This is a genomic window from Alloyangia pacifica, from assembly GCF_003111685.1.
Lineage (GTDB): Bacteria > Pseudomonadota > Alphaproteobacteria > Rhodobacterales > Rhodobacteraceae > Salipiger > Salipiger pacificus_A.
The window spans coordinates 2,087,594-2,108,378 of record NZ_CP022189.1 but is presented as its reverse complement, the minus strand read 5'-3'; the positions used below and the strand labels follow the sequence as shown (position 1 = coordinate 2,108,378).

At 66.6% G+C, this 20,785-nt stretch carries 22 protein-coding genes; 10 read left to right on the top strand and 12 right to left on the bottom strand.

The genetic code is table 11. From position 1 onward, the window contains the following. The 3 genes from CEW88_RS10120 to CEW88_RS10110 all read right to left on the bottom strand — a co-directional run bounded on the left by CEW88_RS10120 (position 1) and on the right by CEW88_RS10110 (position 4,591). A complete protein-coding gene (locus tag CEW88_RS10120) occupies positions 1–2,127 on the bottom strand; it encodes a capsular polysaccharide biosynthesis protein (RefSeq protein WP_108966457.1) in 2,127 nt (708 codons plus the stop codon). Beyond that, a complete protein-coding gene (locus tag CEW88_RS10115) occupies positions 2,043–3,185 on the bottom strand; it encodes a polysaccharide biosynthesis/export family protein (protein WP_108966455.1) in 1,143 nt (380 codons plus the stop codon). Before CEW88_RS10115 ends, CEW88_RS10120 begins: the two co-directional genes overlap by 85 nt. 95 nt (positions 3,186–3,280) lie before the next feature. Continuing rightward, entirely contained in the window at positions 3,281–4,591 is a 1,311-nt protein-coding gene (locus CEW88_RS10110) for a capsule biosynthesis protein (RefSeq protein ID WP_108966453.1), read from the bottom strand. A gap of 145 nt (positions 4,592–4,736) precedes the next feature. Between CEW88_RS10110 and CEW88_RS10105 the strand changes: the two genes are divergently transcribed. The 10 genes from CEW88_RS10105 (at position 4,737) to CEW88_RS10065 (ending at position 11,192) form a co-directional block, all read left to right on the top strand. Beyond that, a complete protein-coding gene (locus CEW88_RS10105) occupies positions 4,737–5,324 on the top strand; it encodes a riboflavin synthase (protein WP_108966451.1) in 588 nt (195 codons plus the stop codon). A 209-nt stretch (positions 5,325–5,533) separates the two neighbouring features. After that, the gene (locus tag CEW88_RS24490) at positions 5,534–5,692 is read left to right on the top strand and encodes a hypothetical protein (RefSeq protein ID WP_159099590.1); all 159 of its coding nucleotides are present in this window, start codon (positions 5,534–5,536) and stop codon (positions 5,690–5,692) included. 128 nt (positions 5,693–5,820) lie between these two features. Continuing rightward, the gene (locus CEW88_RS10100) at positions 5,821–6,741 is read left to right on the top strand and encodes a cation diffusion facilitator family transporter (protein WP_108966448.1); all 921 of its coding nucleotides are present in this window, start codon (positions 5,821–5,823) and stop codon (positions 6,739–6,741) included. A gap of 110 nt (positions 6,742–6,851) precedes the next feature. Next, complete coding sequence (locus CEW88_RS10095; RefSeq protein ID WP_108966446.1) at positions 6,852–7,478, top strand: ATP-dependent Clp protease proteolytic subunit; 627 nt, start codon at positions 6,852–6,854, stop codon at positions 7,476–7,478. Positions 7,479–7,634: 156 nt separating this feature from the next. Further along, on the top strand, positions 7,635–8,900 hold the full coding sequence (clpX, locus tag CEW88_RS10090; RefSeq protein WP_108966444.1) for an ATP-dependent Clp protease ATP-binding subunit ClpX: 1,266 nt from the start codon (positions 7,635–7,637) through the stop codon (positions 8,898–8,900). An 89-nt stretch (positions 8,901–8,989) separates the two neighbouring features. Beyond that, positions 8,990–9,538: a hypothetical protein gene (locus tag CEW88_RS10085; RefSeq protein ID WP_159099589.1), complete on the top strand. Its 549-nt coding sequence runs from the start codon at positions 8,990–8,992 to the stop codon at positions 9,536–9,538. 4 nt (positions 9,539–9,542) lie between these two features. Then, entirely contained in the window at positions 9,543–9,905 is a 363-nt protein-coding gene (locus tag CEW88_RS10080) for a RidA family protein (protein WP_108966440.1), read from the top strand. Between the two features lie 80 nt (positions 9,906–9,985). Beyond that, positions 9,986–10,369: an NADH:ubiquinone oxidoreductase subunit NDUFA12 gene (locus tag CEW88_RS10075; protein ID WP_108966438.1), complete on the top strand. Its 384-nt coding sequence runs from the start codon at positions 9,986–9,988 to the stop codon at positions 10,367–10,369. Positions 10,370–10,386: 17 nt separating this feature from the next. Beyond that, a complete protein-coding gene (gene mlaD, locus CEW88_RS10070; protein ID WP_108966436.1) occupies positions 10,387–10,836 on the top strand; it encodes an outer membrane lipid asymmetry maintenance protein MlaD in 450 nt (149 codons plus the stop codon). Next, positions 10,833–11,192, top strand: a complete 360-nt coding sequence (locus CEW88_RS10065) for a DUF2155 domain-containing protein (RefSeq protein WP_108966433.1) — start codon at positions 10,833–10,835, stop codon at positions 11,190–11,192. The genes mlaD and CEW88_RS10065 overlap by 4 nt, the downstream gene beginning before the upstream one ends. On the opposite strand, the gene aat is transcribed toward CEW88_RS10065, so the two are convergent. From aat to CEW88_RS10020, 9 genes are all read right to left on the bottom strand, one after another. Beyond that, positions 11,156–11,791: a leucyl/phenylalanyl-tRNA--protein transferase gene (gene aat, locus CEW88_RS10060; RefSeq protein ID WP_108966432.1), complete on the bottom strand. Its 636-nt coding sequence runs from the start codon at positions 11,789–11,791 to the stop codon at positions 11,156–11,158. The genes CEW88_RS10065 and aat overlap by 37 nt on opposite strands. A 66-nt stretch (positions 11,792–11,857) precedes the next feature. Continuing rightward, positions 11,858–13,210: an acetyl-CoA carboxylase biotin carboxylase subunit gene (accC, locus tag CEW88_RS10055; protein WP_108966430.1), complete on the bottom strand. Its 1,353-nt coding sequence runs from the start codon at positions 13,208–13,210 to the stop codon at positions 11,858–11,860. 9 nt (positions 13,211–13,219) lie between these two features. Beyond that, positions 13,220–13,708: an acetyl-CoA carboxylase biotin carboxyl carrier protein gene (accB, locus tag CEW88_RS10050; protein WP_108966428.1), complete on the bottom strand. Its 489-nt coding sequence runs from the start codon at positions 13,706–13,708 to the stop codon at positions 13,220–13,222. A gap of 209 nt (positions 13,709–13,917) precedes the next feature. After that, the gene (locus tag CEW88_RS10045; RefSeq protein ID WP_159099588.1) at positions 13,918–14,634 is read right to left on the bottom strand and encodes a hypothetical protein; all 717 of its coding nucleotides are present in this window, start codon (positions 14,632–14,634) and stop codon (positions 13,918–13,920) included. A gap of 177 nt (positions 14,635–14,811) precedes the next feature. After that, positions 14,812–16,767 (bottom strand): acetate--CoA ligase, encoded by a 1,956-nt coding sequence (gene acs, locus CEW88_RS10040; RefSeq protein WP_108966424.1) that lies wholly within the window; start codon positions 16,765–16,767, stop codon positions 14,812–14,814. 211 nt (positions 16,768–16,978) lie between these two features. Continuing rightward, entirely contained in the window at positions 16,979–17,734 is a 756-nt protein-coding gene (locus CEW88_RS10035) for an ABC transporter ATP-binding protein (protein WP_108966422.1), read from the bottom strand. Between the two features lie 12 nt (positions 17,735–17,746). Beyond that, positions 17,747–18,502 (bottom strand): ABC transporter ATP-binding protein, encoded by a 756-nt coding sequence (locus CEW88_RS10030; RefSeq protein ID WP_108967728.1) that lies wholly within the window; start codon positions 18,500–18,502, stop codon positions 17,747–17,749. A gap of 10 nt (positions 18,503–18,512) precedes the next feature. Then, positions 18,513–19,721 (bottom strand): branched-chain amino acid ABC transporter permease, encoded by a 1,209-nt coding sequence (locus CEW88_RS10025; protein ID WP_108966420.1) that lies wholly within the window; start codon positions 19,719–19,721, stop codon positions 18,513–18,515. Positions 19,722–19,725: 4 nt separating this feature from the next. Further along, positions 19,726–20,757, bottom strand: a complete 1,032-nt coding sequence (locus CEW88_RS10020; protein WP_108966418.1) for a branched-chain amino acid ABC transporter permease — start codon at positions 20,755–20,757, stop codon at positions 19,726–19,728. Positions 20,758–20,785: the final 28 nt, after the last annotated feature.

Sequence of the window (20,785 nt, the reverse complement as noted above, 5' to 3'; positions counted from 1 at the left end):
TCAGCGCCAGAAATGCGCCTGCGAGGCAAGCAGCCCCTGAAGTTTCGACAGCAGCCGGTTGGGCAGGCCGGGGTGCGGGATCGCACCGTGCTCCAGCCTCTCCGCGACGACCTCTGCCGTGCAGGGCAGGCCGCTCACCGGATCGCGGTACCGCGGGTAGGAGATGAGGGTGGCGTGGACCAGCGCCTCGAGCGTGGGCCGCTGTCCGGACAGGCGGCGCGCCGGGACCGGCCCGAGGTCGCGCGTCAGCCCCCATCCGGCGTAGAACGGCGCGCCGAGCGTCGTGACGGGAACCCCGCGCAGCAGCGCCTCGAAGCCGGAAAGCGACGTCATCGTCCAGACCTCCTGCACCTGTCCCAGCAGAGCTCCCATGTCCGTGCCCTCGACCGTCAGGTCGGCCCACCTCTCGGGCTGCGCGACAGCGCCCTTGCGCAGCCGGGCGCTGACATCGGGGTGCGGCTTCCACAGCAGAACGGCCTCGGGGTTCTCGGCGCGGGTGCGGGCGAGCAGCGCGGCGTTGCTTTGCATGTCGGGGCTGCCGAGGCGGATCGAGGCATCGTCCTCGACCTGCCCGACCACGAGGATGCGATGCCCGTCAGGCAGGGCCGGGGGCGGCGTTCCGAGGTTGTATTTGGTCAGCCCCGCGCCGGTGAGCCGCGCGATGAGCCGCTGCGTGCGGTCCTGCTGGTCGGGGCGCAGCTCGGGCGCTTTCGCGAGGATCGTTTCCAGCCGCGAAGGCCGGGTCGGATCGTAGTAGATGCCCAGATCGTCGAGCACCAGCGACAGCGGCGGAACCAGCTCGGCCCCGAGCCCGCGCGAGCGCAGGAAGCCGTCCTCGACCCGCACCACGTTCCCCTCGGCCTTGCCCGCCCAGGTCATGCGGCGCCGGCCGGTTTGTGCAGACTTGCCGTCGGCGGCGGCGCCTTCGGCAAAGACCATCGCTTTCTGCCCGCCAAAGAAGCCCTGCAACGCCCGCCGTTTCCACAGCTTCATGCCCGAGGCGACCCAGCCTTGCCGGTCCTCGCGCCACGCCCTGGTCTGCGCCTCGAGCGCGCCGAGCGCGTCCTCGAAGGGGCAGAGCGTGTCGTGGCAGGGATCGTACCAGGTGGGATAGAGGATCATCGCCGCGGCAAAGAGCTGCGCGCGGGTAAGGCTGCGGTTCCGGCGCGGCAGCGGCATCTCGTCCTGCGTCAGCCCCCATCCTGCATAGAAGGGCGTGCCGAAGACGCGGGGGCGATGTCCGGCAAGGATCGCCTCGAAGCCCATCTGCGAGCTGAGCGTGTAGACCGCCACAGCCCCCTCGAGCAGCGCCCAGGGAGAGACGGGATCGGTGCAGAGGCTGACCCGCCCTTGTGCGTCCATTTGGGTGAAATGCCCCGGTCGCAGCCCCTGCGCGGTCTCTGGATGGGTCTTGATCACGATGCGGGCGCCGGGGTTTTCCTCCTGCGCCCAGTAGAGCATCTCGAGAAAGCGGTTGCGGTCGCCGCCCGAGGCGCGGACCGAGGCGTCGCCCTGCGTCTGGTCGATGACCAGCACGTAGCCGGGCTCGGGCACCGGCTGCCCGGGGTCGAAGCCGCTGTACTTGGTTAGATGCGCCGCGCGCATCCGGGCAATGCCGCCGCGGGCGCGCGAGAGCAGAGCGTGATCGTCGAGCGGATGGGTGGCCAGCAGGGTCTCCAGGTCCGAAGGCGCGCTGGCGTCGAAATGCACGCCGGTACGGTCGAGCAGCAGCCCGAGCGGGGGCTGTCCCTTGCGGCCCGGGTGCAGCGAGCGCAGGAAGGCGTCCTCGATCCGCAGCAGCGGTGCCCCGTAGCGTGCCGCCATCGCCTCGCCGCGCGCGGCGTAGGGAGACTGGCCCCAGACGCCGACGTGATCCTGCGCCGAGGGGAGGCCCAGGGATACCTCCCAGCCAGCCAGCGCCAGCATCCGCCGCAGCCGGCGCTGGGTCAGGAAACCGCCGGTGTAGACATAGAGACGCCGGGGGATTTCTCCCCCGGCGCTGCCCTGTCCCTCGTTATGATTATTCAGGGCCGTGTCCTTGATCAGTTGGTCACCGCGTCGCGGACGGTCGAGACGGTTGCGATGGCGGTCAGCGTGCCGGTGAGCGAGGTGATCGCCTTGCTCCATTGGGCATAGGGCGCCTCGGTGACGTAAAGCGTGTCCTGGTCGCGCACCACGAAGTCGCGCGCCATGAACATGCCGTTGGGCTTGGTCAGGTCGAGCACGTAGACCATGCGCTGCGCCCCGATCAGGTCGCTGCGACCGAGCACCTGGTTGGCGATGTCGGCGGGCTCGTTGCGGAAGATGAACACGCCGGTCGGGTCCGAGGCCGAGGGCACGAGGCCGCCGACCTGGGCGATCGCCTCGACGGCCGAAAGCGTCTGCGTCTCGAAGGGCACGCGGGCCTGGGTGCCGGTGGCGCCGAGCGCGGTGAAGGCGCGGGTGTCCTCCTCGACGAGGATGCGGTCGCCGCCGCGCAGGGCGATGTCGTAGCGCGGGTTCTTGTAGAGATCCTGGAACCAGATCTTGCCCTGGTTGCCGCCACGCAGCACGGTGATCTGGGCGATCTCGGGCTGGATGGTGATGCCGCCAGCGCGGGCCAGCATCGACGAAAGCGTCCGGGTCGGGCGCTCGATGGCGTAGACGCCCTGACCGCCCACGGCGCCGACCAGACTGACGGTCGAGCCGTCACCGGCAAGGCGGCGCACCTCGACCTGCGGGTCGGGGGTCTGATCCTGCAGCTTCTCGGTGATGATCCGGCGCACGGTCTCGGGCGAGTTGCCCGAGGCCCTTATGCGGCCGGCGTAGGGCACGAAGATGAAGCCCGAGCCGTCGACCTGCACCTCTTCGAGCGCGGTGGCATTGGTTTCGGCAGCGGCCAGCAGCCCGTCGTCGACGTTCTCCCAGATCGTCAGGCCGAGCGTGTCGCCGGGCTGGATGGTGTCGGAGCCGACGAGGCCTGCGCCCTGGAACTGGTCGGAGAAGCCGAGTGCAGGCACGACGGCGGTGGCGCGGGTCACCCGGTCGTTGACCGAAACGATGAAGGCATCGCCTTCGCGCTGCACGGAACCGGAGTAGATTTCATCCTTGTTGGGACCGACGCGGGGCAGGGCGCAGGATGCCAGAATCGACACTGCGGCCAGAAGGGCGGCGGATTTCGCCCATCGGGAGCGGGACTGTTTCACGGCTCGGTCTCCTCGACCTGTTCTTATCTGCCTCAGGTTTTTTGCGTAAGGTACGGAAATGCGGTTTCAAAAGCGAGTCCGGCCTTGGCGCGGGCTCAGCGGACCAGCCGCAACTGTTGCCGAGGCGCCGCGGTCCCGTTGCGCAGCGCGTCGTAAGGATCGTGAGGGGAGAGCATCATGTCGACCACCTGCCGCAGAAGTTGTCTGCGCCCGCGCGACGCGTAGAAGCCACCGGGAACTTGGCTGGTTTCAAGCAGATACCGCCGGTAGTCCTTGTAGGCGCGGCTGTCTGGGCGGGTCGGCAAGGCGAAGAACTCGGGCAGCGGCTGATCAGAGACGAACTCGGGCTTGGCATAGACCGCGCGGCCGAAGGTCCTGAGCGGAATGCCGCGCCAGAGCACCTGCTGTCCGGCGGTTGAATTCACCGTCACCGCGCTGCGCGCGTCGTCGAGAAGCCTTGCCAGCTTGCCGCCGGGGACGAAATGCACCCGGTCGGCGATGCCGAGCCGGCGCGCGGCCTCGGCGATCATGCGGCGCAGCGGCAGCTGGCCATTCTCAAGAGGGTGGGCCTTGAACACCAGGTGATGATGGCCCGGCGCGCCTTCGGCGAAGCCGTCCAGCACGAGGTCGACGAACTCGCCCATGCTGGCAAACGGCGAATGCTTGCGGAAGCTGGAGTCGTGCTCGAGCTGCAGCAGCACGAGGTGGTAGGGGTAGCCGCCGCGGCGGATCTGCAGAGTCTCGAGAAAGCGTTCGACCCGGGTCAGCGGCATCGTCAGCAGACGTTTCAGGTAGAGTTGGAACTCGCGCGCGACGGGCAGGTCGCGATGGGCGCGGAAGTTGCGATAGTCGCCGTTTCGGAACATCACGAACCAATGGTAGAGCGCGCCATAGAAGATGTGCTGGCGCATGTCGCCCCAGTGGCCGGGGGGCAGGGGGGCTTCCATGTCGGAGCGTGCCAGCGCGGCGCGCATGTCCGCCACGTCCATCTGCATCAGCCGCGAATGCCCATTGGCGCCGCCGCGTTCGTAGGTCACCCAGTAGGGGCGCATGTAGCCTTCCTCGAAGACATGGACACGCAGCCCGCGCCGACGCGCCTCGGTCACCGCCTCGGCGTGGATGCCGCGCGTGTCGCCGTAAAGCACGAGGTCGGTGACACGCTTCTCGGCGAGCAGGGCGGCGATGCGTGCGGGCCAGTCCTCGGGAGTGCCGTTGAAGGGCAGGTAGCTCTCGCCGTGGAACCAGAACGCGCGGTCTCCGGCATTGAATCCGACCCGCCAGACCTCGGCCCCGGTGCGGCGCAACATGGCGCCGAGACGATGAAAGAACGGACCGTGCGGCCCCTGCAGGAAGAGGAAGACACGGCGCGGTGGCGCTGCTGGCTGGTCTGCGGTTGCCTTGGACATGGGCACTCGTTAAGGATCGGCCTACTCGTAAGGGGTTGGCGTCCGGCTCTCCGGCCCGATGGCCCTCCCTAGCGGCAGTATTTGACCAAAATAAGGCCCGTGACCAGAGAACTATGGCGCTCGGGGCCGTCGAGAGGATTTGCAGATGTTCACCGGCATCGTCACCGACATGGGGGAAATCCGGGCGCTCGAACAGGCGGGCGACCTGACCGCGCGCATCGGCACCGCCTATGACACCGCGGGCATCGAAATCGGCGCCTCCATCGCCTGCGACGGTGTCTGCCTGACCGTGGTCACTTTGGGCGAGGACTGGTTCGACGTGCAGATCAGCGCCGAGACCCTGTCCAAGACCAACCTCGGATCCTGGGAACCCGGCAAGCGGGTCAATCTCGAGCGGGCGCTGAAGGTCGGCGACGAGCTGGGCGGGCACATCGTGTCGGGCCATGTGGACGGGCTGGCCGAGGTGGTCTCGATCCAGGACGAGGGCGACAGCACCCGCGTACAGCTGCGCGCGCCGGACGAGCTGGCGAAGTTCATCGCGCCCAAGGGCTCGGTGGCGCTCAACGGCACCTCGCTGACCGTCAACGAGGTGCAGGGCACCACCTTCGGCATCAACTTCATCCCGCACACCAAGGAAGTGACCACCTGGGGTGGCGTGAAGCTGGGCGACAAGGTCAATCTCGAGATCGACACCATGGCCCGCTACGTCGCGCGCCTGCGCGAGATGAGCTGAGCCGACCGGCCCCGTCCCGCGCCTGTGAACGGCTCCCGCCCGGGGGCCGTTTTTTTGTCGCGCGGAAACATGCCGTTGTGCCGTCTCCTCGCAGGATCGTGAGCCCGGCTTGACCCGGCGTTGCTGCATAGTCGGGTGGATCGCGCCGCAGAGCGCCCCATATGAAATGCCAGCGCCCCGTACAAACAGGCAAGAAGAAGGACGTCCCGATGAGCTTTCGCCACTGGATTCTCTGCGCCGCCGCCCTGCTGTCGCTGTCTGCGGCGCTGGGGCTGTTCCCGAAGAACGAGCACGCCGAGCGGCCTGGCTACGATATCACCCGCACGCTCCAGCATGCGGAGCCCGAATCCCGCGACGCTGTGCTCTGACAGGCTGACGGCCTGACGACCCTCACTCCCTCCGATCCCGCGAATGGACAGGGCGCCGGTTGCCTCCGCGCCGTCTGTATCCTGCCGCCCCTATTGACCTTCCCGGCGTACGAGCGCCTGATGCCCGCATGAGTCACCACCATCACCACCATCATCATCACGTGGACCCCGAGGCCGGCGATTTTCGCATGGCGCTCGCGGTCGGCGTGAACATGCTGCTCACCGTCGCGCAAGTGGTGGGCGGCATCCTCTCGGGCAGCCTCGCGATGATCGCCGACGCGCTGCACAATTTCTCGGATGCGATCTCGCTGATCATCGCCGCGCTGGCGCGCAAGATCGCGCGCCGCCCGGCCAATGCCGAGATGCCCTTTGGCTACGCCCGTGCCGAGACAGTGGCGGCGCTGATCAACTACACCACGCTGATCGTCATCGGCGTCTACCTGATGATCGAGGCGATCCTGCGGTTTCTCTCGCCCGAGCCGGTGCAGGGCTGGATGGTGGTGATCATTGCTGCCGTCGCGCTGGTGATCGACGTGGTGACCGCGCTGTTGACCTATTCGATGTCGAAGGACAGCCAGAACATCCGCGCCGCCTTCCTGCACAACGTGGCGGACGCCATGGGTTCGCTCGCGGTGATCTTGGCGGGGACGCTGATCCTGCATTTCGGCTGGACCTGGATCGACCCGCTGGTGACGCTGCTCATCGCCGGATACATCCTGTGGATGGCCTTTGCCGAGATCGGCGGGGTGATCCGCGTACTGATGCTGGGCAGCCCGCTTGACGTGGTGCCGGCGCAGGTGCTGGAGGCGGCGCAGGCGATCGACGGCGTCGCGGGGCTGCACAAGGCGCACTTGTGGCAGGTCGACGAGCACAACGCTGCGCTGCAGGCGCATCTTGTGGTCGATGAGGGCGCCTGGGCCCGCGCCGACGGGATCAAGCGCGCGGTGAAGGAGGAGATGCAGAGCCGCTTCGGCTTGCGGCAGGTGACGCTCGAGCTGGAATGCAGCCGACACAGTTGCGCGTCACCACAGGACTGGGGCGACGCATGAGCCGGGGAATTGGCGCGCCAGCCCTTGCAGCCCCTCTGGCCCGACACTAAGACTCGTTTAACGCGCGCGCGCTAGGCACCATTTGGACACGACAGAGCAGGCAGGCGAAGATGAAAGACCCATTTGAAACATACATGAACACCCTCGTCCCCATGGTCGTCGAGCAGACCAGCCGTGGCGAGCGGGCCTACGATATCTTCTCGCGGCTGCTGAAGGAGCGTATCATCTTCCTCTCGGGCCCGGTGCATGACGGCATGTCCTCGCTGATCGTGGCGCAGCTGCTGCACCTCGAGGCCGAGAACCCGGGCAAGGAAATCTCGATGTACATCAACAGCCCGGGCGGCGTGGTGACCTCGGGTCTGTCGATCTACGACACGATGCAGTACATCAAGCCCAAGGTCTCGACGCTGGTGATCGGGCAGGCGGCCTCGATGGGCTCGCTGCTGCTTGCCGCTGGCGAGCCGGGCATGCGCTTCTCGCTGCCGAACAGCCGCGTCATGGTGCACCAGCCCTCGGGCGGCTACCAGGGCCAGGCGACCGACATCATGATCCACGCGGAAGAGACGCTGAAGCTGAAGAAGCGGCTCAACGAAATCTACGTGAAGCACTGCGGCCGCACCCTCGAGGAAGTCGAGCGGGCGCTCGAGCGCGACAACTTCATGTCGCCCGAGGACGCCAAGGCCTGGGGCCTCATCGACGAGATCGTCGAGAAGCGCGGCAGCGCCGACGCGGCGTAACCCGCCGCCCGTGCCGCGCGCCGACCCGCGCGCGGCAATTTTGACATTGTGGACCGGAAAGGCCTGTCCTAGACTTTCCGGACTTGGCAGAGACGATAGGCCTCGTCGGGGCAACGGCCCCGACCAATGCGAACACAAGGCCTGGAAAGGTGTGACATGGCGACGAACTCCGGCGGCGACAGCAAAAACACCCTGTATTGCAGCTTCTGCGGCAAGAGCCAGCACGAGGTACGCAAGCTGATCGCGGGACCGACCGTCTTCATCTGCGACGAATGCGTCGAGCTCTGCATGGATATCATCCGCGAGGAGACCAAGGGCGCTGGCCTGAAGTCCTCCGACGGTGTGCCCACGCCGCGCGAGATCTGCGACGTTCTGGACGATTACGTGATCGGCCAGATGAAGGCGAAGCGCGTGCTCTCTGTGGCCGTGCACAACCACTACAAGCGGCTCAACCACTCGCAGAAGAGTGGCGACATCGAGCTGGCGAAATCCAACATCCTGCTGATCGGCCCGACTGGCTGCGGCAAGACGCTGCTGGCACAGACGCTGGCGCGCATTCTTGACGTGCCCTTCACCATGGCCGATGCGACCACGCTGACCGAAGCAGGCTACGTGGGCGAGGATGTGGAGAACATTATCCTCAAGCTTCTCCAATCGAGCGAGTACAACGTCGAACGCGCGCAGCGCGGCATCGTCTACATCGACGAGGTCGACAAGATCACCCGCAAGTCCGAGAACCCCTCGATCACCCGCGACGTGTCGGGCGAGGGCGTGCAGCAGGCGCTGCTGAAGCTGATGGAAGGCACCGTGGCCTCGGTTCCGCCGCAGGGCGGCCGCAAGCATCCGCAGCAGGAATTCCTGCAGGTGGACACCACGAACATCCTGTTTATCTGCGGCGGCGCCTTTGCCGGTCTCGACCGGATCATCGCGCAGCGCGGCAAGGGCTCGGCCATGGGCTTTGGCGCCGATGTGCGGGACCCCGACCAGCGCGGCACCGGCGAGATCTTCAAGGAGCTGGAACCCGAGGATCTGCTGAAGTTCGGCCTGATCCCGGAATTCGTCGGCCGTCTGCCGGTGATCGCGACGCTCGAGGATCTCGACGAAGACGCCCTGGTGACGATTCTCACCCAGCCGAAGAACGCTCTGGTCAAGCAATACCAGCGCCTCTTCGAGATGGAGGACACCACGCTTACCTTCACCGACGATGCGCTCTCGGCCATCGCGAAGAAGGCGATCGCGCGCAAGACCGGCGCCCGTGGCCTGCGCTCGATCCTCGAGGGCATCCTGCTCGACACCATGTTCGAGCTGCCGGGCATGGCCGATGTGACCGAGGTCGTGGTGAACGAGGAGTCGGTGAACGCCGACGCCAAGCCGCTGCTGATCTACGCGGACCCCAAGAAGGAGCCCGCGTCGGCCGGCTGATCCAAGCGTGACAAGTGACTTTTTGGTATGAGTAAATGACTTGGTTCCTGGCGCAGCTTGTGCAGAACGCTTTGAGAATGCTTGCCGTCGTGGCAGGCATTTTCTTTTTGGGGGGATGGGCATGGTTCGCCTATTTCCACGGGCGTGACGCCGACGTGCGCAGACTTCCGCCCCCCCACGAGGTGCAGGCCCGCTACGGCAGCGCATCATCTGTGCCCGGCACGGGCTCGCTTGCGCCGGGGCCGGAGGCCTATGCCCGCAAGGTGTTCGGGGGGCTGCTCCCGATCGAGGAGGTGCTGGCCAGCAAGCTTGCTTCGGACGAGGGCAAGGGGTGCACCTACGCGATCATCCGGACCGGCACCGGCGTTGCCAACGCGCCGCCAACCTCGGCGTTCGGGACCGTCTGGTGGGAACGCTTCGGCGGCGACTGGCGGCAGTCGCCGGAACGGCTCTTCGGCAAGTTGCCGGTCGACGTGCTGGACGAGTGCCGCGGCGAGTGGCCGGCGGAGCTGGGTGCCGAGCTGCAGCACGCGCTCGACACGCCTGGCAACTGGTACATGCGCAACGCAACGGCCGAGGACCTTCACATCTTTTCCGCCGATGGTCGCCTTGCGGCGCGCATCCGCTTCGGGAGCTGACCCCATGACCCTCAAACGCATTTCCTCGGGCGGCGAATTCGAGGCGAAGATCGGTTATTGCCGCGCCGTCGTGGCGGGCGGCTTTGTGCATGTCGCGGGCACGGTGGGGCAGGGCGAGACGGTGGTCGAACAGTGCCGCTCGGCGCTGGCCACCATCGAGAAGGCGCTGGCAGAGGCCGGGGCGAGCTTCGCCGACGCGGTGCGGGTGACCTACTACCTGCCCGACGCCGCCGAGTTCGAAGCCTGCTGGCCGCTGCTGCGCGAGACCTTCGGAGACAATCCGCCGGTCGCGACGATGCTCGAGACCGCGCTGATCGACCCGAAATTCCGGATAGAAATCGAATTGACCACACTCGCCCCCGCCTGAGGCCGAAGGCGCACCGTCGCCGCTGGACCTCGGCGGCGGATTTGGTCATACACGGGACAGGATCAAGCGAGGAGTCGTCCATGGGCATTCTCAATACGTTGCTGCGGGCCGTTACCTGGTGGAACGGGGCGACGCTGAACACCCAGCTCTACACGTCCCGCAAGGGCCAGCGCGTCGGCGAGGACGAGCAGGGGAACGTCTTCTACCAGACCAAGGACGGCACGCGCCGCTGGGTCATGTACAACGGCGAGGCGGAAGCCACCCGGGTCGGCCCGCAGTGGCACGGCTGGCTGCACCACACGTTCGATGCGCCGCCGACCGAGCGCCCGCTGCCGCATAAGGCCTGGGAAAAGCCGCATGTCGAGAACCTGACGGGCACCGCCCTGGCCTATGCGCCCAAGGGCTCGATCCGCCGCCCCGAGCCCGCCCCGCGCCGCGACTACGAGGCGTGGAGCCCTGAATAAGAGCCCGGAATAATCCCATGTCGCACACTGCCACAGAGGTGACCGTCGGCGGGCTGGTGCTGGCGGGCGCCATCGCTTTCGCGGCTTATGCGGTCAGCGCCACTGGCTTCGCCATCGGCGGCGACAGGGGGTATGCGCTCGACGCCAGCTTCCGCTCGCTCGAGGGCATCAGCGTGGGCAGCGACGTGCGGCTTGCGGGGGTAAAGGTCGGTTCTGTCAGCGAAATCCGCCTCAACCCTGAAACCTATCGCGCCGATATGACGTTGATGGTCCAGGACGATGTGCAGCTGCCCGACGACAGCTCGATTGTCATCTCCTCCGAGGGGCTTCTGGGCGGCAACTTCGTCGAGATCAGCCCCGGGGGCTCGCCCTTCTATTATGGCGCGGGCGACGAGGTGCTGGACACGCAGGGCTCTGTCAGCCTGATCTCCCTGCTGCTGAAATACGTCGCGGGAGGAAGCGAATGAAACGCGCTCTGGCAGGGCTGCTGATGCTGGCCGCGACCGCGGTCGGGGCACAGGACGCCACCGAAACGGGCTCGGGCGCGGTGCTGCGCGGGCTCGACAAGCTGACCGGGCGGGTGACCGACCTCGAGGTGGCGTCGGGCGCCAGTGTCGCCTTTGGCCGCATCGAGATCGCGCTGCAGGAGTGCCGCTACCCCGAGGGCAACCGGGCAGGCGATGCCTTTGCCTTCCTGACCATCCGCGAGGCGGGCACCCCGGACGCGGTGTTCCGCGGCTGGATGATCGCCTCGTCTCCGGCGCTCAACCCGATGGATCACCAGCGCTACGACGTCTGGGTGCTGCGCTGCACCACCTCCTGACCTGAGCTCGCCAGCGGCGTGCCAGCAAGATCAGGCGTCACCAGGAGCGCCGTCGCGAGCTGCGCGCGGTACTGCTGGCGAGGGATCTCGATCGCCCCCAAGCTGGCGAGGTGTTCGGTCAGGAATTGCGTGTCGAAGAGTATGAAGCCCGCGCGTTTCAGCAGGTCGATCAGCCAGGCCAGCGCGATCTTCGAGCCATCACGGCGACGGGAGAACATCGACTCGCCGCAGAAAGCGCCGCCCACTTCGAGGCCATAGACCCCGCCGACCAGCTCGTCCTGCATCCAGACCTCGATCGAATGGGCATGGCCGCGGTGATGGAGCGCGGTGAAGAGCGCACGGATTTCGGAGTTGATCCATGTCTCGCGCCTGTCGGCGCAGGCGTCGATCACCCCCTCGAAATCTCGATCGAAAGTCACCTCGTAATCCTGTCGGCGCAGCCGCCGCGCGAGGCTGCGCGAGATGCGAAAGCCGTTCATCGGGATGACACCTCGGCGGCGCGGGTCGACCCAGAAGAGCTCTGGATCGTCGCGGTGCTCGGCCATGGGGAAGACGCCGGCGCGATAGGCCTGCAGTAGAAGCTCGGGGCTCAGAGTCATGCGGCCCCTCCCCGGGATCGGGAAGGGGCCGCACACATGGATTGCTGCGATCTGCTCACGCGCGGGTCAGGCGTCGGCGAGCTTGCTGGCCAGCCATTTCTCGAGCCAGTGGATCGAGTAGTTGCCGGTCAGGATGTCTTTCTCCTGCAGCAGCGCGGAGAAGAGCGGCAGCGTGGTGTCGACGCCATCGACGATGAGCTCGCCAAGCGCACGGTCGAGCCGCGACAGCGCCTCGTTCCGGTCGCGCCCGTGCACGATCAGCTTGCCGATCAGGCTGTCGTAATAGGGCGGGATCGAGTAGCCCTGATAGAGCGCGCTGTCCATCCGCACGCCAAGGCCGCCCGGCGCATGGTACTGGGTGATCTTGCCGGGGCAGGGCGCGAAGGTCGGCAGACGCTCGGCGTTGATCCGCACCTCGATCGCATGGCCGTTGATCTCGAGCTCGTCCTGACCGAAGGACAGGTCCATGCCCGAAGCCACGCGGATCTGCTCGCGGACAAGGTCGACGCCGAAGATCGCCTCGGTCACCGGGTGTTCCACCTGCAGGCGGGTGTTCATCTCGATGAAGTAGAACTCGCCGTCCTCGTAGAGGAACTCGATGGTGCCCGCGCCGGTGTAGTTGATCTTGGCCACGGCATCGGCGCAGGTCTTGCCGATGCGCGCGCGCTCCTCGGGGGTGATGCAGGGGCCGGGGGCCTCTTCAAACACCTTCTGGTGGCGGCGCTGCAACGAGCAGTCGCGCTCGCCGAGGTGCACCGCCTTGCCCTTGCCGTCGCCGAAGACCTGGATCTCGATGTGGCGCGGGCGCTGCAGGTACTTCTCGATGTAGACCTCGTCGTTGCCGAAGGCGGCCTTGCCTTCTGCACGGGCGGTCTGAAAGGCACGCTCCATCTCGGCCTCGGAGGCCGCAACTTTCATGCCGCGTCCGCCGCCGCCGGCGGTGGCCTTGATGATCACCGGGTAGCCGATGTCGCGGCCGACCTGCTTGGCGGTCTCGAGGTCGGGCACGCCGCCATCCGAGCCGGGCACGCAAGGCACGCCGAGCGCCTTCATCGTGTCCTTGGCGGTGATCTTGTCACCCATGACGCGGATGTGCTCGGCGGTCGGGCCGATGAAGGTGAGGCCGTGGTCCTCGACCATCTGCACGAAGCGCGCGTTTTCCGACAGGAAGCCGTAGCCCGGGTGGATCGCCTGGGCGCCGGTGACTTCGCAGGCCGAGATGATGGCGGCCGGCGACAGGTAGCTTTCCGACGAGGGTGCGGGGCCGATGCAGATCGTCTCGTCGGCCATCCGCACGTGCATGGCGTCGGCGTCCGCCGTCGAGTGGACCGCCACCGAGGCGATGCCCATCTCGCGGCAGGCGCGGATCACGCGGAGCGCGATCTCGCCACGGTTCGCGATGAGGATTTTGTCGAACATGTCTGCCTCTTACTCGAGGATGACCAGCGGGGCGCCGTATTCGACCGGGGCGCCATCCTCGACGAGGATGCGCTTGACCGTGCCCGCGCGCGGGGCGGGGATGTGGTTCATCGTCTTCATCGCCTCGACGATGACCAGGGTGTCGCCTTCCTTTACCTGCGCGCCGACCGAGATGAACGACGGGGCGCCGGGCTCGGGCTGCATGTAGACGGTGCCGACCATCGGCGAGGTGACGGCGCCGGGGTGCGCGGCGGGATCCTCGGGCAGCTCTGCTGCGGGGGCGGCTGCGGGCGCCGGCGCGGCGGCGGGTGCGGCGGGTGCGGCCGCGACGGTGGCGGTCACCGGGGCCTGCGGCTGCACGCGGCTCACGCGGACATTGAGGCTGTCTTCTTCGCCGTATTCACGCTTGACCTGCAGTTCGGTCAGGTCGTTTTCACGGAGCAGTTCAGCCAGTGCCTTGATGAAGGCCACGTCGGCTTCGTGGTTGTCTTTGCTCATGCGGTCCTCGCCGGTGTTATGCTGGGCCCGGTCTGTGCAGGGCCTGATGATTTCGCGCTTATAAGACAAGCTTTGGCGCATGAAAAGCGAGGCGGTGCGGGAAAACCGGCGAGAGCGGGGCAGGAAGCGCGGGGTTTTGGCCCGCGACCGGGCCTGAAAACCGGGATGGCGAGCGCTTGCAGGGGCTTGCGGAGGTCCGGCAGCGGCGCTCAGCCCGTGTCCAGGGCCTCCGCCTGCCGCCCGAAGGGGGCCGAATCACTGCCGTAGGCGTGTGGGGTCGGTGCGGCGACCGGGGTCGTGCGGCGCGCGTCCCGGCGGGAGACCGGCAATTCCTCGCCAGCTTCAATGCCGCGGGAAGACGGATCGGGCGCCTCGGTCGGGGCCGCAGGGGAGGTACCCTGCGAGAGCGCCGTTTCGGCCCCGGCGGGGGCCAAAGAGGACTCCGCCTGCTCCGGGGCCGGTTGCCCGCCGCCGGGCCCGGCTGTGGCGGCCCGGATGGTTGGGTCTGCACCGGGATCGGCGCCGGCGATCTGCCCGGGCCCCTCGTCTTGCGGCAGCGGAGCAGTCGGTTCCGTCTGTGCGGGAGGCGGGCTTTCGACCGCGATACGGGCGATGGCCTTGTCGCGCAGTTCCTTCAGCAGCGCTTCGGCCTGCTCTTCGAGCAGGGCCGAGATGCGGATCTGCATGATCGAGGGCGGGGCCACGTGATTGGCCGGGTCCGGCAGACCGGTAAGGCTGCGCCAGAAGCCGGTGGGCGGCTGGCCGTCGGTCCCATGGTCGGCGCCATGATCCGTGTCGGTCGTGGACTGCTCTTTGACCGGTTGCACCTTGGTCTCCTCGGCCGTCCTGACCGGGGCGCCGGGCAAGCCGAGGGGGTGCCCGGTGGCCAGAGGTGCCACCACTTGGGGAACACCTGTCAACTGCATCGAAATGCTCCGTCTGCTATCGGCCCCACGGGATCGAGATTAGCACAAGGCGAGTGCCCGGGCATCAGGATGTCGCGAATTCTTCCTAGTTTTCGGTAAACTGGTTAACCGCAGCTGACCGTCCAGAGACGACAAAGGGCCCCCTGAGGGGCCCCTCGGTTCGGCGGCAAAGGGGCGCTACGCCTTGTTCGCGCGGTTCTCGATGAGGTCGTCGACGACCGAGGGGTCGGCGAGGGTGGAGGTGTCGCCGAGGGCGCCGTAGTCGTTCTCGGCGATCTTGCGCAGGATGCGGCGCATGATCTTGCCCGAGCGGGTCTTCGGCAGGCCGGGGGCCCATTGGATGAGATCGGGGCTGGCGATCGGGCCGATTTCCGTCCGCACCCAGCTGCGCAGCTCCTTCTTCAGCTCCTCCGAGGGCTCGATGCCGTTCATCAGCGTCACGTAGCAGTAGATGCCCTGGCCCTTGACGCTGTGCGGGTAGCCGACGACCGCGGCCTCGGCGACCTTGGCATGGGCGACGAGGGCGCTTTCGACCTCGGCGGTGCCCATGCGATGGCCCGAGACGTTGATCACGTCATCGACCCGGCCGGTGATCCAGTAGTCGCCGTCCTCGTCGGCGCGGCAGCCGTCGCCCGAGAAGTAATAGCCCTTGTACTGCTGGAAATAGGTCTGCTCGAAGCGCTCGTGATCGCCCCAGACGGTGCGCATCTGCCCCGGCCAGCTGTCCTTGATCGCCAGCACGCCCTCGGTCGGCCGCTCGGAGATCTCGACGCCCGAGGTCGGCTCGAGCACCACCGGCACGATGCCGAAGAAGGGCTTCATCGCCGCGCCCGGCTTGGTGGCATGGGCGCCGGGCAGCGGGGTCATCAGGTGGCCGCCGGTCTCGGTCTGCCACCAGGTGTCGACGATCGGGCAATTTCCCTTGCCGATCTTGTCGTTGTACCAGGTCCAGGCCTCGGGGTTGATCGGCTCGCCGACGGTGCCGAGCAGCTTCAGCGACGACAGATCGCAGCCGTCGACAAAGCTGTCGCCCTGGCCCATCAGCGCGCGGATCGCGGTGGGGGCGGTGTAGAACTGGTTCACCTTGTGCTTCTCGCAGACCTGCCAGAAGCGGCTGGCGTCGGGCCAGGTCGGCACGCCCTCGAACATCAGCGTGGTGGCGCCGTTGGCCAGCGGGCCGTAGACGATGTAGCTGTGGCCGGTGACCCAGCCGACGTCGGCGGTGCACCAGTAGACGTCGCCCTCGTGGTAGTCGAAGACCACCTCGTGGGTGAGGGCGGCGTAAAGCAAATATCCACCACTCGAATGTACAACCCCCTTGGGCTTGCCGGTCGAGCCCGAGGTATAGAGGATGAACAGGGGGTCTTCGGCATTCATCGGCCGCGGCGGGCAATCCGGCGCGGCGGTTTCCATCAGCGCTTTCACGTCGACATCGCGGCCGTCGATCCAGCTGGTCTGGTCGCCGGTGTGCTTGACCACGAGGCAGCGCACCTTGTCCGAGCAGTGCAGCAGAGCGGCGTCGGTGTTGGACTTGAGCGCGGTGCGGCGGCCGCCACGCGGGGCGGTGTCGGCGGTGATGACGATCTTGGCGCCGCAATCGTTGATGCGGTTGGCCAGCGCGTCGGGCGAGAAGCCGGCGAAGACGATGGAATGGATCGCGCCGATGCGGGCGCAGGCGAGCATGGCATAGGCCGCCTCGGGGATCATCGGCAGGTAGATGACCACCCGGTCGCCGCGCATGACGCCCTGCGAGAGCAGCACGTTGGCCATGCGGTTCACCTTGTCGTAGAGCTCGGCATAGGTGATGTGCTGGGCGGGATCCTCGGGGCTATCCGGCTCGAAGATGATCGCGGTCTGCTCGGCGCGGGCGGGCAGGTGGCGGTCGATGCAGTTGTAGGCGACGTTCAGCACGCCGTCCTCGAACCACTTGATCGAGACGTTGCCGAAGTCGAAGCTGCTGTCCTTGATCTTCGTCGGACGGGCCATCCAGTCGAGCCGCTGCGCCTGCTCGCCCCAGAAGCCTTCCGGGTCCGAGATCGAGCGCGCGTACATCTCGTCATAGCGCGCGGCATCAATATGGGCCTTGGCCACGAAATCCGCGGACGGGGCGTGAAGGACGGGCGGGTGCGTCATGGTGTCTCCTCCTGTTTTGCCCCGCAGGATGCGGTCCGGGGCGGCGAATGCAAGGGGGCATCGTCGCAAAATCGCTTAAGGGCGCGCGCAGGGTTCCCAGCTGCGCGCTTGCCGGGGAGGGGTGCATACTTGCGCGCGGGCCGTTCCCCACGACGTCCCGCGCGCGCCCTCGGTTGGGGGTCCCCACCCCACCGAGGTGTTCGGTCGGCGCTCAGATCGCCAGGTATTCCGCGCGCAGCTCTTCGTTCCCGAGCACTTCGGCGGCGGTGCCGTCAAAGACGATGGAGCCGGTGTCGAGGATGATCGCCCGGTCCGCCAGCTGCAGCGCGCGCACCGCGTTCTGCTCGACGAGGATGGTGGTCATCCCCTGTTCCTTGATGTGCCGCAGGGTCTTCTCGATCTCGTCGACGATCACCGGTGCGAGCCCTTCGTAGGGCTCGTCGAGCAGCAGCACCTTGATGTCGCGCGCCAGCGCCCGGGCGATGGCCAGCATCTGCTGTTCGCCGCCCGACAGGGTCACCCCCTCCTGCTTGCGGCGCTCGCCGAGGCGCGGGAAGAGCTCGTAGAGTCGCTCCAGCGACCAGCCGATGGGCGGGGCGATCTGCGCCAGTTGCAAGTTTTCCTCGACCGTCAGGCCCGGGATGATGCGCCGGTCTTCAGGCACGAGGCCGAGCCCCACAGTCGCCGCCTCGTAGGAGCTCATCCTGTGCAGCGGCTTGTGGTCGAGCCAGATCTCGCCGCGCTGGACCTGCGGCGCGTTCAGCCGGGCGATGGAGCGCAAAGTGGTGGTCTTGCCCGCGCCATTGCGGCCGAGCAGGGCGACGATCTCGCCCTCGTGCACGTTGAAGTTGATGCCCTGCACGATGTAGCTCTCGCCGTAATAGGAATGCATGTCCCACACCGACAGGAAAGCCGGGGCCGTTTCGGCCATGTTGGCGTTCTTGGAAAAATCCGGTCTGACGTTCATCTGGTTCTCTCCTTACGCCGCTTCGCCGAGGTAGGCTTCGCGCACCTTGGGGTGGCCCTTGATGTTCTCGGGGCTGTCTTCGACCAGTGGCGTGCCCTGCGCGAGCACGGTGATCCGGTCAGCAAGGCTGAAGACCACGTGCATGTCGTGCTCGATGATCGCCATGGTGATGTCGCGCTTCTCCTTGATCTCCTTGAGCAGGTCGATCGTGTTGTTGGTGTCGGCGCGGGCCATGCCGGCGGTGGGCTCGTCGAGCAGCAAAAGGCGCGGCTCCTGCACCAGACACATGGCCATCTCGAGCCGCCGCTTGTCGCCGCGCGACATGGAGGCCGAATGCATGTGCCGCTTGTCGAGCATCTTCACGTCTTCCAGCATCGCCTCGGCGCGGCTGCGCAGCTCGGCTTCGCTGTCGACCGAACGGAAGGCATGCAGCCGGTAGGCCCCGTCCCGCCGGGCGAAAAGCGGGATCATCATGTTCTCTATCACCGTCAGGTCGCCGAAGATCTCGGGGGTCTGGAAGACCCGGGAAATTCCCATCTGGTTGATCTCGAAGGGCTTGCGGCCAAGCACCGACTGCCCGTCGAACATCACCGACCCGGTGTCGGGGATCAGCTTGCCAACGAGGCAGTTGAGCAGGGTCGACTTGCCCGCCCCGTTGGGGCCGATGATCGCATGCACGGTGTTTTCCGCGACGCTGAGATTGACCTCGGACAGCGCCTTGAGGCCGCCGAAGCGCTTGTTGACGTCTTTCACTTCAAGAATGCCCATCTGCGCCTCCTCATTCCGCGGGTTCATGGCTGGCCTTGCTGGCCGCGCCGTTGTCTTCGGACTTGCCGCGCCGCAGTGCCTTCGCGATGCGCTGACCGCCTTCCACCAGCCCGCCGGGCAGGAAGATCACGACAAGCATGAACATCAGCCCCAGCGTCAGGTGCCAGCCCTTGCCGACGAAGGGGTGGATGACCGTCACGACAAAATTCTCCAGCCCGTCGGGCAGGAAGGCGAACCAGCCGTGCAGCACCCCGTCGTTGATCTTCGAGAAGATGTTCTCGAAGTACTTGATGAAGCCCGCGCCGAGCACCGGACCGATCAGCGTGCCCGCGCCGCCGAGGATGGTCATCAGCACCACCTCGCCCGAAGCCGTCCACTGCATCCGCTCGGGGCCAGCCAGCGGGTCCATCGAGGCCAGCAGCCCGCCGGCGAGACCCGCGTACATGCCCGAGATCACGAAGACGGCGAGCGTGTAGGGGCGGGCGTTGAGGCCGGTGTAATAGAGCCGCTGCTGGTTCGACTTGATCGCCCGCAGCATCATGCCGAAGGGCGAGCGGAAGATGCGCACCGACACGTAGAAGGCCAGGATCATGATCGCGGCGCAAAGGTAGTAGCCGACCGAGAAGTTGAAGCTCCAGGCGCCGATGTCGACGGTGGTGAAATGGCGCATCTCCAGCCCGAAGAGGTTGGTCACCGGGATGCCGCCGTCGGCGGTCGCCGAGGCCCCGAGGATGCGCGGATCGTCGAGGGTGATCTGCAGCCCGGTCTCGCCGTTGGTGATCGGGGTGAGCACCGAGTAGGCGAGGTTGTAGCTCATCTGCGCGAAGGCCAGCGTCAGGATCGAGAAGTAGATGCCCGAGCGGCGTAGGCTGACGTAGCCGATCACCACGGCAAAGAGCCCGGCCACGATCATCGACAGCAGGATCGCCGGGATGACGTTCATGCTCAGCAGCTTGAACATCCACACCGCGGCGTAGCTGCCGGCCCCAAGAAACGCCGCGTGGCCGAAGCTCAGGTAGCCTGTAAGGCCGAACAGCAGGTTGAAGCCGATGGCGAAGATGCCGAAGATCACGAAGCGCTGCATCAGGTCGGGATAGCCCGCGTTGAACTGCGCCAGCGAGCTGCCGGTGGGAAAGGGGTTGAGGATGAACGGCGCGCAGAGCGCCAGGATGATCACGACCACGAAGACGGCGGTGTCTTTTTTTCCAAGTCCTAACATGGTCTTAGTCCTCCATCACGCCCTTGCGGCCCATAAGGCCGCGCGGACGGGTCAGCAGAATGATGATGGCGACGAGGTAGATGATGATCTGGTCGATGCCGGGCAGGATCGACTTGATCTCGTTCATCGACGCGAAGCTCTCGAGCACGCCGAGCACGAAGCCCGCCAGCACCGCGCCGGGCAGCGAGCCCATGCCGCCGACGACCACCACGACGAAGCTGAGGACAAGGAAATCCATCCCCATGTGGTAGTTGGGTGAGTTGATCGGCGCGTACATCACACCGGCAAGCCCTGCCACCGCGGCGGCGAGACCGAACATGATGGTGAAGCGGCGGTCGATGTTGATGCCGAGCAGCCCCACGGTCTCGCGGTCGGCCATGCCGGCGCGGACAACCATGCCGAAGGTGGTGAACTGCAAGAAGGCGAAGACCCCGCCGATGATCAGCGCGGCGAAGGCGAAGTAGACGAGGCGCCAGTAGGGGTAGATGATCGCGTTGGGATCGAAGCCCAGCAGCACGCCGAAATCGAAGGAGCCGCGGAAGACGTCGGGCGCGGGCGTCGGGATCGGGTTCGCGCCGTAGAAATACTTGATGATCTCCTGCAGCACGATGGCAAGGCCGAAGGTCACCAGGATCTGGTCGGCGTGGGGGCGGCGGTAGAAATGCTTGATCAGCCCGCGCTCCATGATCACGCCAATGGCGATCATCACGGGGATCGAGAAGATGATGGCCAGCGGCACCGCCCAGTCGATGATCGTGGCGCCCGCGGCCTCGCCGAACCAGTCGTTGACATAGGGCACGTCGACCTTCAGCGGGTTGCCGAGAAAGTCGGTGCGGCTCTCGTCGACCACCTGGTGCGACAGGGTCAGGATGCGGCTCAAGGTGACGGCGCAGAAGGCGCCGATCATGAACAGCGCGCCATGGGCGAAGTTGACCACCCCGAGCGTGCCGAAGATGAGCGTGAGCCCCAGCGCGATAAGCGCATAGGCCGAGCCCTTGTCGAGCCCGTTCAGGATTTGAAGAATAATTGCGTCCATGTCCCGGCCTTCAGGTCAAAGGAAGTGC

Excerpts from the sequence above, each read along its gene's own strand:
- CEW88_RS10120 (WP_108966457.1), bottom strand. The coding sequence starts at position 2,127 with ATGGAGCAAGGCGATCACCTCGCTCACCGGCACGCTGACCGCCATCGC.
- CEW88_RS10110 (WP_108966453.1), bottom strand. The coding sequence starts at position 4,591 with ATGTCCAAGGCAACCGCAGACCAGCCAGCAGCGCCACCGCGCCGTGTC.
- CEW88_RS10105 (WP_108966451.1), top strand. The coding sequence starts at position 4,737 with ATGTTCACCGGCATCGTCACCGACATGGGGGAAATCCGGGCGCTCGAA.
- CEW88_RS24490 (WP_159099590.1), top strand. The coding sequence starts at position 5,534 with ATGAGCTTTCGCCACTGGATTCTCTGCGCCGCCGCCCTGCTGTCGCTG.
- CEW88_RS10100 (WP_108966448.1), top strand. The coding sequence starts at position 5,821 with ATGAGTCACCACCATCACCACCATCATCATCACGTGGACCCCGAGGCC.
- CEW88_RS10095 (WP_108966446.1), top strand. The coding sequence starts at position 6,852 with ATGAAAGACCCATTTGAAACATACATGAACACCCTCGTCCCCATGGTC.
- clpX (WP_108966444.1), top strand. The coding sequence starts at position 7,635 with ATGGCGACGAACTCCGGCGGCGACAGCAAAAACACCCTGTATTGCAGC.
- CEW88_RS10080 (WP_108966440.1), top strand. The coding sequence starts at position 9,543 with ATGACCCTCAAACGCATTTCCTCGGGCGGCGAATTCGAGGCGAAGATC.
- CEW88_RS10075 (WP_108966438.1), top strand. The coding sequence starts at position 9,986 with ATGGGCATTCTCAATACGTTGCTGCGGGCCGTTACCTGGTGGAACGGG.
- mlaD (WP_108966436.1), top strand. The coding sequence starts at position 10,387 with ATGTCGCACACTGCCACAGAGGTGACCGTCGGCGGGCTGGTGCTGGCG.
- CEW88_RS10065 (WP_108966433.1), top strand. The coding sequence starts at position 10,833 with ATGAAACGCGCTCTGGCAGGGCTGCTGATGCTGGCCGCGACCGCGGTC.
- aat (WP_108966432.1), bottom strand. The coding sequence starts at position 11,791 with ATGACTCTGAGCCCCGAGCTTCTACTGCAGGCCTATCGCGCCGGCGTC.
- accC (WP_108966430.1), bottom strand. The coding sequence starts at position 13,210 with ATGTTCGACAAAATCCTCATCGCGAACCGTGGCGAGATCGCGCTCCGC.
- accB (WP_108966428.1), bottom strand. The coding sequence starts at position 13,708 with ATGAGCAAAGACAACCACGAAGCCGACGTGGCCTTCATCAAGGCACTG.
- CEW88_RS10045 (WP_159099588.1), bottom strand. The coding sequence starts at position 14,634 with ATGCAGTTGACAGGTGTTCCCCAAGTGGTGGCACCTCTGGCCACCGGG.
- acs (WP_108966424.1), bottom strand. The coding sequence starts at position 16,767 with ATGACGCACCCGCCCGTCCTTCACGCCCCGTCCGCGGATTTCGTGGCC.
- CEW88_RS10035 (WP_108966422.1), bottom strand. The coding sequence starts at position 17,734 with ATGAACGTCAGACCGGATTTTTCCAAGAACGCCAACATGGCCGAAACG.
- CEW88_RS10030 (WP_108967728.1), bottom strand. The coding sequence starts at position 18,502 with ATGGGCATTCTTGAAGTGAAAGACGTCAACAAGCGCTTCGGCGGCCTC.
- CEW88_RS10025 (WP_108966420.1), bottom strand. The coding sequence starts at position 19,721 with ATGTTAGGACTTGGAAAAAAAGACACCGCCGTCTTCGTGGTCGTGATC.
- CEW88_RS10020 (WP_108966418.1), bottom strand. The coding sequence starts at position 20,757 with ATGGACGCAATTATTCTTCAAATCCTGAACGGGCTCGACAAGGGCTCG.